Source organism: Streptomyces sp. 4N509B (assembly GCF_052245655.1).
GTDB lineage: Bacteria > Actinomycetota > Actinomycetes > Streptomycetales > Streptomycetaceae > Streptomyces.
Window position 1 is genome coordinate 24006 of sequence record NZ_JBQQBZ010000055.1, and the last position, 13230, is coordinate 37235.

Here is a 13230-nt window from a genome sequence, read left to right on the forward strand (position 1 = left end):
GCCGACGGGAGGCGAACGGGAGGCGACGGAAGGCCGGCCGGGAGGCGACGGAGGGCCCGCCGGGAGGCGACGGAGGGCCCGCCGGACCGCGGGAGCTAGAAGGCGAGGGAGAGCAGCGCGGGGGCGGCCCGGTCGTTGAGCGACTCGGCCGCCTCGCGCAGCCGGTGCGCCTCGGCGACCGGCAGCGACAGCGCGAGGCACGCCACGTGCGAGCCCGCCGTGAGGGGCACGGCCGCGCAGAGCGTGCCCACCGCGTACTCCTGGAGGTCGAGCACCGGCACGGTGGCCGGCTGCCGGTCCAGGGCGCTGAGCAGCACCCGCTGGTCGGTGATCGTGCGGGAGGTGAGCCGGGCCGCCCGGTGGCGTGACAGGTGGTCCTGGCGGCCCTCGTGGTCGAGCTGGCTGAGCAGGCACTTGCCGAGGGCCGTGGCGTGCGCGGCGGCGCGGAAGTCCACCCACTCGTTGACCCCGGGCCGCTCGGGCGTGGCCGCGACGTGCGCCACCACCAGCTCGCCGTCCACGTAACGGCCCAGATAGACGGGAGTGTCCAACGCGTCGCGCAGCGCGGCGAGCGCCGTCCGCAGCCGCCGGTCGCGGAACTCCTCCCTGGCGCGGCTCCCGCCCGAGCCGAGCAGCAGCAGCGCGGGACCCGGCACGTAGGCGTCGTCCGGCAGCCGCTCCAGGTACTCGTCCTGGCACAGTATCGGCAGCAGCCGGGCCAACTGGCGCGGCGTCACGCCGGCGGCGGCGGCGAGGTCGGCGGCGGGCATCCCGTCCGGGCACCCGGCGACGGCCTCCAGCACGCGCAGCGCGAGCCGGGCGGTACGGGCGGGGGAGTGAGCGGTGATCGCCACGGCGGCGTCCTCCTCACGGGGGAAGCTGACGCCTCCAGCGTAGCGAGAAGAAGCGACCGCCACGGGCGCTCCGCGCGGTCCCGGCCGCGAGGCCGGACCGGCGAGGCGCCGTGGCGGTCGGTCGGCGACGCCCGGCGGGGGGCCGAGCCCCCGCTCACAGCACCGTGCTGAGGAACTCCCGGGTGCGCTCGTGCTCCGGGTCGCTGAACATCTTGTCCGGCGGTCCCGACTCCACGATCCGGCCCTGGTCGAACATGAGGACCGCGTCGGAGATGTCCCGCGCGAAGCTCATCTCGTGCGTGACGACGAGCATCGTGATGTCCGTGGTGTGCGCGATGTCCCGCAGCACGTCGAGGACCCCGGCCACCAGCTCCGGGTCGAGCGCGGAGGTCACCTCGTCCAGCAGCAGCACCTGCGGCCGCATCGCCAGGGCGCGCGCGATGGCCACGCGCTGCTGCTGGCCGCCGGAGAGCTGGCTCGGGTACTTGTCGATGTGTTCGGTGAGGCCCACCAGCTCGATCAGCTCCCTGGCGCGCTGCTCGGCCTCGTCCTTCGACAGGCCGAGCACGTGCACCGGGGCCTCGGTCACGTTCCGCAGCACCCGCATGTTCGGGAAGAGGTTGAACTGCTGGAAGACCATGCCGATCTTCTTGCGCACCTCCCGGACGTGCCGCTCCCCGGCTCTGACGAGGCGGCCGTTCCTCTCCTCGTGGGTGAGGTACTCGCCGTCGACCGTGATGGTGCCCTCCTCCGGCTTCAGCAGCGTCATCAGCAGGCGCAGGATCGTCGTCTTGCCCGAGCCCGAGGGCCCGATCAACGTGACGTGCTTGCCGGTGTTGACGCTGAAGTCGAGCTGGTCGAGGACGGTCACGTCGCCGAACCGCTTGGTGACCTTGTCGAAGCGGACCAGTTCCTTGCCGGCGGCCCGGCTGCCGTTGTTCTTCTCCGTGTCCATGGCGTTCCCGTTCTCGTTCTCAGCTCGTGCGGGCAAGGCGGCGCTCCAGCGCGCGGATCAGCAGCGACGCCGGGTAGGCGATGACGATGAACGCGACCCCGACGACGAGGTACGTCTCGGAGGTGAAGGTGTTGTTGCTGAACGTGCGGGCCTCGCCGAGCATGTCCAGCGCCCCGATCATGGCGATCATCGGGGAGTCCTTCAGCATCGCGATCACGTAGTTCCCCAGGGCGGGGACGACGCGGCGGATGGCCTGCGGCAGGATGATCGCGGTCCAGGTGCGCACGCGCGGCATGCTGAGCGCGGTGGCCGCCTCCCACTGCCCCACCGGGACGCCGTCGATGCCGGCCCGGTACACCTCGGCGGTGTAGGTCGAGTAGTGCAGGCCCAGGCCGATGACGCCGGTGACCAGGGGCGACCAGCTCGGCCCCCACTCGGGCAGCACGTAGAAGAGGAAGAAGAGCTGCACCAGCAGCGGGGTGTTGCGGATGAACTCGGTCACCGCGTTCACCGGCCACCGCACCCAGGCGTGGCGGGAACGCTGGGCCAGCGCCCACACCAGCCCGAGGCCGAAGGCGATCAGGCTGCCGAAGAGCAGGGCCCGCAGGGTGACCCACAGGCCGTCCCAGAAGCTCGGCATGAAGTCGCTGACGACTCCCCAGTCCCAGGTCATCGGGCACCACCCGCCACCGTGGCGCCGGTCGTGCCCTCACCGGCGGAGGGGTCGCGCAGCGTGAACAGCCGCTTGAGGCCGCCGTCCGGTGGGGCCTTGCCGACGCTCTTCTTCGCCTGCCGCTCCAGCACGCGCATGCCGCGGGTGAGGATGAAGGCGAGGATGAAGTACAGCACCAGCAGCAGCGTGTAGATCGGGGCGCTCTCGCCCTCCACCAGCCGCACGAGGTTACCCGCGTAGGTCATGTCCGCCACCGTGATGGTGGAGACCAGCGCGGTGCCTTTCAACAGCTCGATCAGAAGGTTGTTGAACGGAGGAATCATCTCCGGCCACGCCTGCGGAATCTCGATGCGCCGCAGTCGCTGCATCCGCGTGAAGCCGAGCGCGACGCCCGCCTCCCGTTGCGCGACCGGCACCGCCGCCAGCGCGCCGCGGACGATCTCGGAGCCGTAGGCGCCGTAGGTGAGACCGAGTGCCAGCACGCCGGCGAACAGCGGCTCGAACTGGATACGCAGCATGAGGGGCAGCGAGTAGAACATGAAGAACATGAACACGAGCGCGGACATGCCACGGAAGACTTCGAAATAGACGCCCGAGACGAAGCGCACGATCCACAGGCGCGAGGTGCGGAGGGTGCCGATGACGAACGCCACCACCGCGCCGAGGACGGCACTGTAGAACGTCACCTGAACGGTGATCCAGATTCCCGGTAGGAACCAGTTCTCGAACATTCCCTGGGTCATCATGAGCACAGCTCCTCAGCTGTGAGATCCGTCATCTCCGTCATGGTGAACCCGAAGGGACGGACGATTTCCAGAAGGTCCCTGTAGTTGTTCTCCTTGAGCGCGAGCAGTTTCTCGTTGAAGGCGTCACGGAGGTTCGCCTCACTCAGCCGGAAGGCGAATCCTCCGGCGCCCAGGGCGGGCTCGCCGTCCACGTACGGTTGGAACGCCTCGGTCGCCTCGACCTGGTTGCGGCCCTCGACGGCCGACTGCACCGTGATGTTGGTGCCGACGAACGCGTCCACCCGACCCGTGGCCACCGCCTCCCGTCCGGCGACCTGGTCGGGCAGGAGCTGGATCCTTCCCGCGGGAATTCCGTTGGCCAGGGCGTAGTCGTACTCGGCGTACGCCTGGCCCGTGGCGAGGGTCAGCCCCTGCTCGGCCACGTCGTCGTAGGTCCTGATGTTCTTCGGGTTCCCCCGGGGCACGATGAAGGCGTCGAGCATCAGGTACTCGGGATCGGCGAAGAGTACCTGCGCGCAACGCGGCGGGTTGATGTACATCCCCGCCGACACGACATCGAACTGCTGTGCCTTCAGGCCCGGAATGAGGGCGCTGAACTCGACGGACACGGGCTCGACGTTGTCCACGCCCAGCTCCGCGAAAATCACCTTGGCGATCTCCGGCGCCTCACCGGTCGCCACGCCCTCCTCGTTGATGTAGCCGAAGGGCTTCTCGTTGGCGATACCCAGCTTGACCGTGCCCCTGTCGCGGAGGCGACTGAGCAGATCGCCGCCCTCGACCGTCCCCTCCGCCGGCACACGGCTGCACGCGCTCGCGCCGAGGACACCCAGCGCCGCGGCGCCCGAGAGCACGGCGCGGCGCGAGATCCCCCTTCCCCTCCCCGTTGCCGAAAACGTTCTCATCGATGGAGTCATGGGCGCGCGGCTACCCAGACTCGCGGATTGTATGCGGGGCAAACGGGTGGAGAGCGCCGAGTGGGGCAGGGATGACGGCGCTGCCGACACGGTGGCTGTGAGGTGGCCGACAATGGGCCGCAGACGGAAGCGAAGGAGGTCGTCATGGACGCCACGGAGGAACGGTCGAAAACGGGTGAGCGGTTCGTCACCGTCTCACTGGAGAAACGAGGCGTGAGCTGCACCGCGAAGCTGCTGGACGACCGCGCGCCCATCACCTGTGAGGCGATCTGGCAGGCGCTGCCGCTCGGCGGCGACGTCTATCACGCGAAGTACGCCAGGAACGAGATCTACGCCCTGGTGGAGCCCTTCGCCCCCGTGGAACCGCCGCTGGAGAATCCGACGATCACCCCCATCCCCGGTGACCTGTGCTACTTCACCTTCACCGGGACACAGCTGGCGACCGCCTCCTACGGCTACGAGCAGGACGCCACGCACCGGGGCCGCGCCACGGTCGTCGACCTCGCGCTCTTCTACGAGCGGAACAACCTGCTGATCAACGGGGACGCCGGCTGGGTGCCGGGCATCGTGTGGGGATCGGTGGTCGAGGGCCTGGACCGGATGGCCGACGCCTGCCAGGACCTGTGGCGGGCCGGCGCCCTCGGCGAGAGCCTCACCTTCCGCCGGGCGTAGCGGCGGCGAGGTCCACGCGACGCCGCGCGGTCGCGTGCGGCGTCGCGTGGACCTCGGGCCACAGGGCTACGGCAGCACGGGCGCGGGCAGCGTCGCCGCGCCCGCCGCGTACAGCGCGTGGGCCACCCGCAGCACCGTCGCGTCCTCGTGGCGCGCCGCGACCAGCTGGAGGCCGATCGGCATCCCGTCCGCGTCGATCCCGCACGGCAGGGAGGCCGCGGGCTGCTGCGTCAGGTTGAACGGATAGGTGAAGGGCGTCCACTCCGTCCAGCGCCGCAGCCTCGAGCCGGCCGGCACCTCCAGGCCGAGCCCGAACGCCGTCAGCGGCGTCGCCGGCGTGACCAGCAGGTCGTAGCGCTCGTGGAAGAGCCCCATCGCCTTCCCCGCCGCCATCCGCACGTCCACCGCCGCCAGGTAGTCCAGCGCCGTGTACCGGCCGCCGATCTCGCGGATCTCGGCGAGCCCCGGGTCGAGCGCCGCGGCCTGCCCCTCGTCGAGGAACTGCGTGACCCGGGCCGCGCCCGCGAACCACAGGGTGTGGAAGGACTCGCGCAGCGCGCCCAGCGGCGGCAGCGGCGGGTCGGCCTCCACGACCCGCGCGCCCAGCCGCGCCAGCAGCTCGGCCGCGCCGCGCGCCGCCGAGGCCACCTCGGGGGCCACCTCCACCGCCTCGCCGAAGCCGAGCGTGGGCGAGTACGCCACCCGCAGGCCCCGCACCGCCTCCACGGCCGCGGCCTCGTCCGCCGCCAGCGCGGCGAGGAAGCCGCCGGGGGGCGGGGCGCCGAGGTGCGACCAGTCGCGGGGGTCGGGGCGGCCGATGACGTCGAGCAGCAGGGCGGCGTCGGCCGCGTCCCGGGTCATCGGGCCGACGTGGGCGAGGGTCCCGAAGGCGCTGGCCGGATAGATCGGCACCCGCCCGTACGTCGCCTTCAGGGCGAAGATCCCGCAGAACGAGGCGGGAATCCGCACCGAGCCGCCCCCGTCGGTGCCCAGGCTCAACGGGCCCGCGCCCAGCGCGACCGCCGCGGCGCTGCCGCCGCTCGACCCGCCGGCCGTGCGGGCGGGGTCGTACGGGTTGCCCGAGGCGCCGTGCGGCGGGGAGTCCGTCACGCCCTTCCACCCGAACTCCGGCGTCGTGGTCTTGCCGAGGAAGACGGCGCCGGTCTCCCGCAGCCGGGCCACGGCGGGGGCGTCCTCCTCCCAGGGCCCGGCCGGGTCGACGGTGGCCGAGCCGCGCAGCGTGGGGTGGCCGCGCAGCAGCAGGATGTCCTTCACGGTCACCGGCACGCCGTCCAACGGCCCCGCCGGCTCACCGCGTCGCCACCGCTGTTCCGCCGCGCGGGCCTGGGCGTGGGCGCCCTCGGCGTCGAGGAGGACGAAGGCGTTGACGGCGGGCTGGATCTCCTCCGCCCGCGCCAGGGTGGCCTTCGTCACCTCGACGGGGGAGAAGTCCCGGGCGGCGTAGCCGGCGGTCAGCTGGCGGGCGGTGAGGGTGGTGAGCGTGGTCACAGTGCTCGGGTCGGTCATGGCGCACCTCGCGTTCCCTCGTCGCGGACGGGCCGGCCCTGCTGGGCCGGCTCGTGCGGAACGTACCCGAGCCGCTTGTCCACCACGTTGAGCAGCGGCTCGTTCGCCACCCACCGGTCGAAGTTGTCGCAGAACTGCTCGGCGAGGTCGTCGCGCCACCCCACCGTGTCGCCGCTCATGTGCGGCGAGACCAGCAGACCCGGCGCGTCCCACAGCGGGCTGTCGGCCGGCAGCGGCTCGGCGGCGAAGACGTCGAGCGCCGCGCCCGCCAGCCGGCCCTCGCGGAGCGCGGCGGCGAGGTCGTCCTCCACGACGTGCTGGCCGCGCCCGATGTTGACGAAGAACGCCGAGGGCTTCGTCCGGGCGAACGCCTCGCGGTCGAACATGCCCCGGGTCTCGTCGGTGAGGGGCGCGGCGCACACCACCCAGTCCGCCCGTGGCAGCAGCTCGGGGAGGGATTCGCTGGCGTGCACCCGTCCGACCTCGGGATCGTCCCGGCGTTCCCGGCGGCCGACGAGGCTCACCCCGATCCCCAACGCCCGCAGCGTCGAGGCCACCCGTCGCCCGATCGGCCCCGATCCCACGACGACGGCGTGGCTGCCCTCGACCCGGGTGGTCTCCCTGTGCCGCCAGCGCCGTTGCCGCTGCAATTCCCAGCTACCGAGAAAATCCTTTGCATGGGCGAGCACGAGCCCCGCGACGTATTCCGCGATGGGTCCGTCGAAGACCCCGCGGGCATTGGTGATGATCGTCGGCGCGGAGATGATCTCCGGGAAGAGCAGCCGGTCCACGCCCGCGCTGGCGGTGTGGACCCACGCCGGGCGGTGGCCCGGCCCCGGCCAGGCGTGGCGCACGGCGTCGGAGAGGAAGTCCCACACCAGCAGCGCGTCGGCCTCCGGCAGCATCGTGGCCAGGGTCTTCTCGTCGCAGTGCAGCACCTCGGCGCGGCCTGCCAGCCGGTCGAGGCGGGGGAGTGGTTCGGCGTCGAGCACGAGCAGGCGTGGGGGGCGGCCGTTGGCGGGCGCGTGGGGGGAGCGAGGCTGTGGCATGGTGGGGAAACAGCTCCGAAACGAGAGTTTGTTTGAATGGGTGGCGTCAAGGATTGACCACGGTAGGAAGGAGAAACTACCGTCGTCAATGTCTCCCCGTGTCTTTGCGGCCTCGTCATGGCCATACGGCATCTGCCGCCCCTCACGTGTGCCCTGCGTTTGTGAATTGGGGTTCCGTCATGGATGTTTCGTTCCTCGGTGGTCCACTGCCCCAGCGTGGCGTGGGAGTGGTCGCCCCTTTTGACTTCGCGCTCGACCGCGAGCTGTGGCGGTGGGTGCCCGACGACGTGTCGCTGCACCTGACGCGGACGCCGTTCGTCCCCGTCGAGGTCAGCCTCGATCTCGCCCGGCTCGTCAGCGAGCACGAGACCCTCCGGGAGGCGGTGCGGGCGCTGGCCGCCGTCAGTCCCGAGGTCGTGACGTACGCCTGCACCTCCGGCAGCTTCGTCAGCGGCCTGGCGGGCGAACGGGCGATGTCCGCCGAGATGGCGACGGCCGGCGAGACGCCGGCGCTGACCACCTCGGGGGCGCTGCTGATGGCGCTGCGGGAGCTGGACGTGCGGCGGGTCGCCGTGATCACCCCGTACACCAGGTCGGTGACGGACTCGCTGGAGGAGTACCTCCAGGAGGCCGGCATCCACGTCAGCGGGCGTTCCTACCTGGGGCTCACCCGGGAGATATGGAGGGTGCCGTACCGGGAGGTGGTGCGGATGGCCTACGAGGCCGTGACGGGAGCGCCCGAGGCGCTCTTCATCAGCTGCACCAACCTCCCCACCTACGACGTGATCCCGCAGCTGGAGGCGGAGCTGCGGATGCCGGTGATCTCCGCGAACCAGGTCACGATGTGGGCCGCGCTGCGGATGATCGGCAAGGAGGCGGTCGGCCCGTACCAGGCGCTGCTGGACCCGGCGGCCCGCAGCGGCCCCGCGTCGATGACGGCCACGGCCCCGGTGGACCCGCTGCCGCCGGTCACGGCGGTGCCGGCGGTGCCCGCGGTGCCGGCGGTCCCCGCCGTTCCGGTGCCGGTGCCGGTGCCCGAGCTGGCCGGGCTGGGCGATCCCGTGCTGGACCAGGACCCGGAGGGGACGCTCGCCGACGCGGCGGAGGCGGAGGAGGACCGGGGCGGCGAGATCCTCTGAGCCCGACCTCGACCCCGACCCCCACCCCGTCCGCGTCCCCGATTTGGATTCCGTCCGGGCCCCGGGCCGCCACCGTCGGTCCGCGCGCGGCGCCGCCGCGCGTCCGCCCGGACGAACCCCCACAGGAACAGCGAGGAGCCGCATGACATCCCCCACATCCCCTACATCCCCCACGTCCCCCGCGCCCGCCACGCCGCCCACGGTGGCGTTCCTCTACCCCGGGTACTCCGCCGAGGACGACTACCCCCGGATGGAGGCACTGCTGGCCGAGGCCGGGGGGCACGTCCGGCTGCCCGTGGTCCACACCGACATCGGCGTCGACGCCCACCGCGTGGACGCCCTGCTGGAGATGGGCTCGGTCGACCGCCTGACGGCCAGGCTCGGCGAGGTCGCCGGCCACGACCCCCAGGCCGTGGTGTGGGCCTGCACCTCCGCCAGCTTCGTCTTCGGCCACGAGGGCGCCGCCGACCAGGTGCGCCGCCTGGCGACGGCGGCCGGGCTGCCGGCCTCCAGCACCTCCTTCGCCTTCGCCCGTGCCGCCCGCGCGCTGGGCGTGGAGCGGGTCGCCGTCGCGGCCACCTACCCGTCGGACGTGGCGGGCCTGTTCGCCGACTTCCTGAAGGCGGCCGGCATCGAGGTGGTCACGGCCCGCGGCAGCGGCATCATCACCGCGGCGGAGGTCGGCACCTGGGGCCGCGAGGAGGTGCTGCGGCTGGCCAGGGAGGGCGACGAGCCGACGGCCGAGGCCGTGCTGCTGCCCGACACGGCGCTGCACACGGCGGCCTGGCTGCCGGACCTGGAGGCGGTGCTCGGCAAGCCGGTCCTCACGGCCAACCAGGTCACGGCCTGGGAGGGGCTGCGGCTGCTCGGCCGGCCCGTCACCGCCCCCGCCCTCGGCACCCTCTTCTCCGGCCCGTATCCGGGCGACCCCCGCGACGGCCTCCCGGGCGACGGGTCCGCCACGGCGTCCGGAGCGTCCGAAGCCTCACACGTCTTCGAGGTCTCCCCCGAGGGGGAGGTCACCCCCGAGGGCGACGTCAGCCACCCGGGAGAGCCGGAGTAGGGGAACGATCCAGCAGGAGGAGGGCCAGCCGCTCCGGCGGCATCGGGCGCGCGTAGTGCCAGCCCTGGCCCGTGTCGCAGCCGATGCGGCGCAGCCGCTCCGCCTGGGCGGGGCCCTCCACCCCCTCGGCCGTGACGGTCAGGCCCAGCTTGTGCGCGAGCTGGACCAGCGAGGTCACGATCGTCTCGTCCGCCGGGTTGATGTGCCGCGCGGTGCGGAAGCCCCGCACGAAGGTGCCGTCGAGCTTCAGCACCCGCACCGGCAGCCGGCTGAGGTAGGCGAGGTTGGAGTACCCGGTGCCGAAGTCGTCGATCGCGATCCGCACGCCCATGTCCGCCAGCGCGTGTAGCACCCGCAGCGGGCGGCCCGTCGTGCCCATCACCTCGGACTCCGTGAGCTCCAGCTGGAGCAGCCCCGCCGGCAGCCCGGTCTCCTCCAGCACCCGGGTCACGTCCGTGACCAGGTCGGAGTCCCACACCTGCCGGACCGTGACGTTCACGCTGACGTAGAGCGGCGGGCCGGTGTGCTTGCTCTGCCAGACCCGCGCCTCGCGGCACGCCTCGGCCAGCACCCAGCGGCCCAGCGGCACGATCGCCCCGGTCTCCTCGGCGAGCGCGACGAAGCGGTCGGGGCCGAGCAGCCCGTAGCGGGGGTGCCGCCAGCGGACCAGGGCCTCTGCGCCGCGTGGCGTCTCGTCGTCGAGCGCGACGATCGGCTGGTACTCCAGCGTGAACTCGCCGCGTTCGACCGCGGGGCGCAGCGTCGCCGAGAGGGACTGGCGCGTCATGCGGTGCGCGTTGCGCTCGGGGTCGAACAGCGTCCAGCGGGCCTTGCCGTCGGCCTTCGCCCAGTACAGCGTCGTGTCGGCGGCCTGCATCAGCAGCGTGGGCGTGGCCTCCTCCGTCTCCCGTTCCACGACGCCGACGCTGGCGGAGACCACCAGGCGCTGGTCGGCCACCTCGAAGGGGGGCTGGAGGACGTCGAGGAGGGACTGCGCCAGCGCGGTGAGCTGCGGGGTGCCGGTGGACGCCTCGACGAGGACGGCGAACTCGTCCCCGCCGAGCCTCGCCACCAGATGGTCGCCCGCGCTGGTGGCGGCCTGCGTCAGCCGCTGGCCCGCCGCGGCGAGCAGCTCGTCTCCCACGCGGTGGCCGAGGGCGTCGTTGACGGCCCTGAAGCCGTCGAGGTCGAGGTAGCACAGCCCGATGCGGCCGGTGGCGGACTCGGTGAGCGCGGCCTCCAGACGCTCGAAGAAGAGGGCGCGGTTGGGCAGCCGGGTCACCGGGTCGTGGAGCTCGGTGTGGCGCAGCCGCTGCCGTAGCTCGCGCCGCTCGCTGATGTCCTGCACCGTCAGGACGGCGGCCGCCTCGGCCTGGTCCGCGGCGCCCGCGCCCGCGGCGGTGGGGCCGGCCGCGCCGGCCCGCGTCGGCACGACGGTGACCTCGGCCCACAGGCCGTGGCCGTCGGCGTGTTTCAGGTGGCGGACGCAGGTCAGCCGCTCGCCCTGGCCGCGCAGCACCGCCTGGTAGGAGCCTCGGGTCTGGGTGTCGTGGCCGAGCTCGGCCACGGTGTCGGCCCGCCGGCCCGCGAGGTGGTCGGGCTCGACGCCGAGCAGGACGCCGAGGGCGGGGTTGGCCGTGAGGATGTGGCCGGAGCGGTGCACGAGGGCCATGGGGAGCTGGGCGATGTGGAACGCGGTCCGGTAGTCGCTCGCCTCCCGGCTGCCGGCCGGTGGAATGTTACTTTCCGTAAGATTCTGCGGAGGGGTTGGAGGGGGGCCTCCGGGTGTGTGGCCCGGTGGGTGGGGGGTTCCGTTCACCGATCGCTCCCGAAGGGGACAGGTCGCTCGCGGATGATCTGGCGGATGCTCCCCCGGCGCATCACGCGCGAATCCGCGCTGGAAATGTGGCGATCATAGAGGCTGCGACGTGGCCTGAGCCAGCGTGCGGACGTTCCGCGGAGCGTTGCGACATGTGTGCTGCAAACGTGTTTTCGACTCCGCGTCGTCTCCCGATTGTTTCTGCGCGATCGCCGCGCACTCTCTTCCCGTTCTCGATCGATCTCGATCGAACGTTACGCAACGTCACGTCCGCCCCGTGACCCGGGCAGCCTAGGGAAACGTGCTCAGAGCGCGCAAATCCGTACAAAGTGGAGTCGCTGAGGTCGAAGGCATGGCAGTGATGGCAAGCGGGGGCGGAGGGGAGTCAGCGTGCGCCGTGTCCACACCCGAACCACGACCGTCCTCGCCTCGCTCGTCGCGCTTCTCGGCGGCACGATGACGGCGGGTCCGATCGGCGACGCCCTCGCCGACGCACCCTGTGGCCTGCCCCGCGCCGCCGTCCACCACTCCGAGGGCCTCGACAGCTGGAACACCGACTACCCCCAGCCCGAGGGGACGGTGAACGCCCTGATGGTCTTCCTCTCCTTCCCCGACTCCCGCACGCACCTCTCGCCCGCCACCATCGCCGCCGACTACCTCCCCGCCACCACCGACTTCTTCCGCGAGGCCTCCTACGGCCGGACCGAGCTGCGGGTGCGCCTGGAGGAGCGGTGGCTGCGGATGCCCGCGGACTCCACCGCCTACGGCATACGGCGCGACTGGGAGCCGGCGCTGCGCTCCGCCTACCTGCGGGACGCCCTCGGCGTGCTGGAGGGCGAGGTCGACCTCGCCGGCCACGACGTGCTCTACCTCGTGGCCGACCCGAACGCCCCCGGCGTCGACTCCGACGCCACCAAGGTCGTCAACTTCGACGAACCCGTGACCGTCGGCGACACCGAGCTGCGCCGTATGGTCACCCTCTTCGAGCACCGCCCACCCGACCGCCACGTCCTGGCCCACGAGACCGGTCACGTCTTCGACCTGCCCGACCTCTACCACCGCCCCCACGACGACCTCGGCGACTGGGACACCCACGTCGGCGACTGGGACCTCATGGGCAGCCAGTTCGGACTGGCGCCCGAGCCCTTCGGCTGGCACAAGTGGAAGCTCGGCTGGCTCGACGCCGGCCGCGTCGACTGCGTCACCGCCCCCGGCACCAGCCGCCACACCCTCCAGCCGCTCACCGCGCCGCTGGACACCGCCCACCCGAGGGCCGACACCCGGATCGTCGTCATCCCCACCGGGCCGACCGAGGCGCTGGTCGCCGAGGCCCGCACCCAGCGGGGCAACGACGCCGACGCCTGCACCCGGGGCGTGCTGCTGTACCGGGTGCGCAGCGACGTGCCGTCCACCGAGGGGCCGATCACCGTCCTCGACGGCCACCCGGACACCGCCGCCTGCGAGGGCACCTCCGTCCATCCCCGCCTCGCCGACGCGCCGCTGACCACCGGCGAGAGCTACCACGACGCGGCCACCGGGATCCGCGTCGAGGTGGGCGACCGCACCGCCTCCGGCGGCTGGGACATCAAGGTCGTCAACCCCGTCTGACCGGGGGGCCTCGGCCGCCGCGGCCGGCGCGGGCGAGGCCGGCGCGGCGGCACACGGCGGACGGTCGGCCGGATGCGAGCGGTTTCGCGGCCTTTCCAGCCGATTCCCGTCACCCGCTGGTGGCCCCGGGAACCGCCCGGACACCATCGAAGCACCACCCGTGCGGCCCGTCGCCGATGCCCCGCCCCCTCCCTCTCCCTCGCTTCCTTCC

Annotated in this window: 12 protein-coding genes; 4 read left to right on the top strand and 8 right to left on the bottom strand. The window is 72.5% G+C overall.

What is annotated here, in order from left to right:
* Positions 1 to 95 precede the first annotated feature (95 nt).
* The 5 genes from ACTWP5_RS30315 to ehuB all read right to left on the bottom strand — a co-directional run bounded on the left by ACTWP5_RS30315 (position 96) and on the right by ehuB (position 4142).
* Positions 96 to 854, bottom strand: a complete 759-nt coding sequence (locus ACTWP5_RS30315) for an IclR family transcriptional regulator domain-containing protein (RefSeq protein ID WP_443224377.1) — start codon at positions 852 to 854, stop codon at positions 96 to 98.
* Positions 855 to 1008: 154 nt separating this feature from the next.
* On the bottom strand, positions 1009 to 1809 hold the full coding sequence (gene ehuA / locus ACTWP5_RS30320) for an ectoine/hydroxyectoine ABC transporter ATP-binding protein EhuA (protein ID WP_443224388.1): 801 nt from the start codon (positions 1807 to 1809) through the stop codon (positions 1009 to 1011).
* 19 nt (positions 1810 to 1828) lie between these two features.
* The gene (ehuD, locus tag ACTWP5_RS30325; protein WP_443224378.1) at positions 1829 to 2482 is read right to left on the bottom strand and encodes an ectoine/hydroxyectoine ABC transporter permease subunit EhuD; all 654 of its coding nucleotides are present in this window, start codon (positions 2480 to 2482) and stop codon (positions 1829 to 1831) included.
* Positions 2479 to 3228: an ectoine/hydroxyectoine ABC transporter permease subunit EhuC gene (gene ehuC, locus ACTWP5_RS30330; protein WP_443224389.1), complete on the bottom strand. Its 750-nt coding sequence runs from the start codon at positions 3226 to 3228 to the stop codon at positions 2479 to 2481. Before ehuC ends, ehuD begins: the two co-directional genes overlap by 4 nt.
* Entirely contained in the window at positions 3225 to 4142 is a 918-nt protein-coding gene (ehuB, locus tag ACTWP5_RS30335; RefSeq protein WP_443224379.1) for an ectoine/hydroxyectoine ABC transporter substrate-binding protein EhuB, read from the bottom strand. The genes ehuC and ehuB overlap by 4 nt, the downstream gene beginning before the upstream one ends.
* Before the next feature lie 144 nt (positions 4143 to 4286).
* Between ehuB and ACTWP5_RS30340 the strand changes: the two genes are divergently transcribed.
* The gene (locus ACTWP5_RS30340) at positions 4287 to 4814 is read left to right on the top strand and encodes a DUF3830 family protein (protein ID WP_443224380.1); all 528 of its coding nucleotides are present in this window, start codon (positions 4287 to 4289) and stop codon (positions 4812 to 4814) included.
* A 66-nt stretch (positions 4815 to 4880) separates the two neighbouring features.
* Here the strand turns inward: ACTWP5_RS30340 and ACTWP5_RS30345 are convergent, their stop codons facing one another.
* Entirely contained in the window at positions 4881 to 6341 is a 1461-nt protein-coding gene (locus ACTWP5_RS30345; protein ID WP_443224381.1) for an amidase, read from the bottom strand.
* Positions 6338 to 7390 (bottom strand): D-2-hydroxyacid dehydrogenase, encoded by a 1053-nt coding sequence (locus ACTWP5_RS30350; protein ID WP_443224382.1) that lies wholly within the window; start codon positions 7388 to 7390, stop codon positions 6338 to 6340. Before ACTWP5_RS30350 ends, ACTWP5_RS30345 begins: the two co-directional genes overlap by 4 nt.
* Positions 7391 to 7569: 179 nt before the next feature.
* On the opposite strand from ACTWP5_RS30350, the gene ACTWP5_RS30355 reads away from it, so the two are divergent.
* Together ACTWP5_RS30355 and ACTWP5_RS30360 are read left to right on the top strand one after the other, a co-directional pair.
* Positions 7570 to 8529, top strand: coding sequence for a maleate cis-trans isomerase family protein (locus ACTWP5_RS30355; RefSeq protein ID WP_443224383.1), 960 nt, complete (start codon positions 7570 to 7572; stop codon positions 8527 to 8529).
* A gap of 142 nt (positions 8530 to 8671) precedes the next feature.
* A complete protein-coding gene (locus ACTWP5_RS30360) occupies positions 8672 to 9592 on the top strand; it encodes a maleate cis-trans isomerase family protein (RefSeq protein ID WP_443224384.1) in 921 nt (306 codons plus the stop codon).
* Here the strand turns inward: ACTWP5_RS30360 and ACTWP5_RS30365 are convergent.
* The gene (locus ACTWP5_RS30365) at positions 9567 to 11411 is read right to left on the bottom strand and encodes a putative bifunctional diguanylate cyclase/phosphodiesterase (RefSeq protein ID WP_443224385.1); all 1845 of its coding nucleotides are present in this window, start codon (positions 11409 to 11411) and stop codon (positions 9567 to 9569) included. The two genes, ACTWP5_RS30360 and ACTWP5_RS30365, sit on opposite strands and share 26 nt — an antisense overlap.
* Positions 11412 to 11801: 390 nt before the next feature.
* Between ACTWP5_RS30365 and ACTWP5_RS30370 the strand changes: the two genes are divergently transcribed.
* A complete protein-coding gene (locus tag ACTWP5_RS30370; RefSeq protein WP_443224386.1) occupies positions 11802 to 13019 on the top strand; it encodes a M6 family metalloprotease domain-containing protein in 1218 nt (405 codons plus the stop codon).
* The last annotated feature ends 211 nt before the right edge of the window (positions 13020 to 13230 follow it).

Coding starts and splice junctions, on each gene's coding strand:
- ehuA (WP_443224388.1), bottom strand. CDS start 1,809: ATGGACACGGAGAAGAACAACGGCAGCCGGGCCGCCGGCAAGGAACTG.
- ehuD (WP_443224378.1), bottom strand. CDS start 2,482: ATGACCTGGGACTGGGGAGTCGTCAGCGACTTCATGCCGAGCTTCTGG.
- ehuC (WP_443224389.1), bottom strand. CDS start 3,228: ATGATGACCCAGGGAATGTTCGAGAACTGGTTCCTACCGGGAATCTGG.
- ehuB (WP_443224379.1), bottom strand. CDS start 4,142: ATGACTCCATCGATGAGAACGTTTTCGGCAACGGGGAGGGGAAGGGGG.
- ACTWP5_RS30340 (WP_443224380.1), top strand. CDS start 4,287: ATGGACGCCACGGAGGAACGGTCGAAAACGGGTGAGCGGTTCGTCACC.
- ACTWP5_RS30345 (WP_443224381.1), bottom strand. CDS start 6,341: ATGACCGACCCGAGCACTGTGACCACGCTCACCACCCTCACCGCCCGC.
- ACTWP5_RS30350 (WP_443224382.1), bottom strand. CDS start 7,390: ATGCCACAGCCTCGCTCCCCCCACGCGCCCGCCAACGGCCGCCCCCCA.
- ACTWP5_RS30355 (WP_443224383.1), top strand. CDS start 7,570: ATGGATGTTTCGTTCCTCGGTGGTCCACTGCCCCAGCGTGGCGTGGGA.
- ACTWP5_RS30360 (WP_443224384.1), top strand. CDS start 8,672: ATGACATCCCCCACATCCCCTACATCCCCCACGTCCCCCGCGCCCGCC.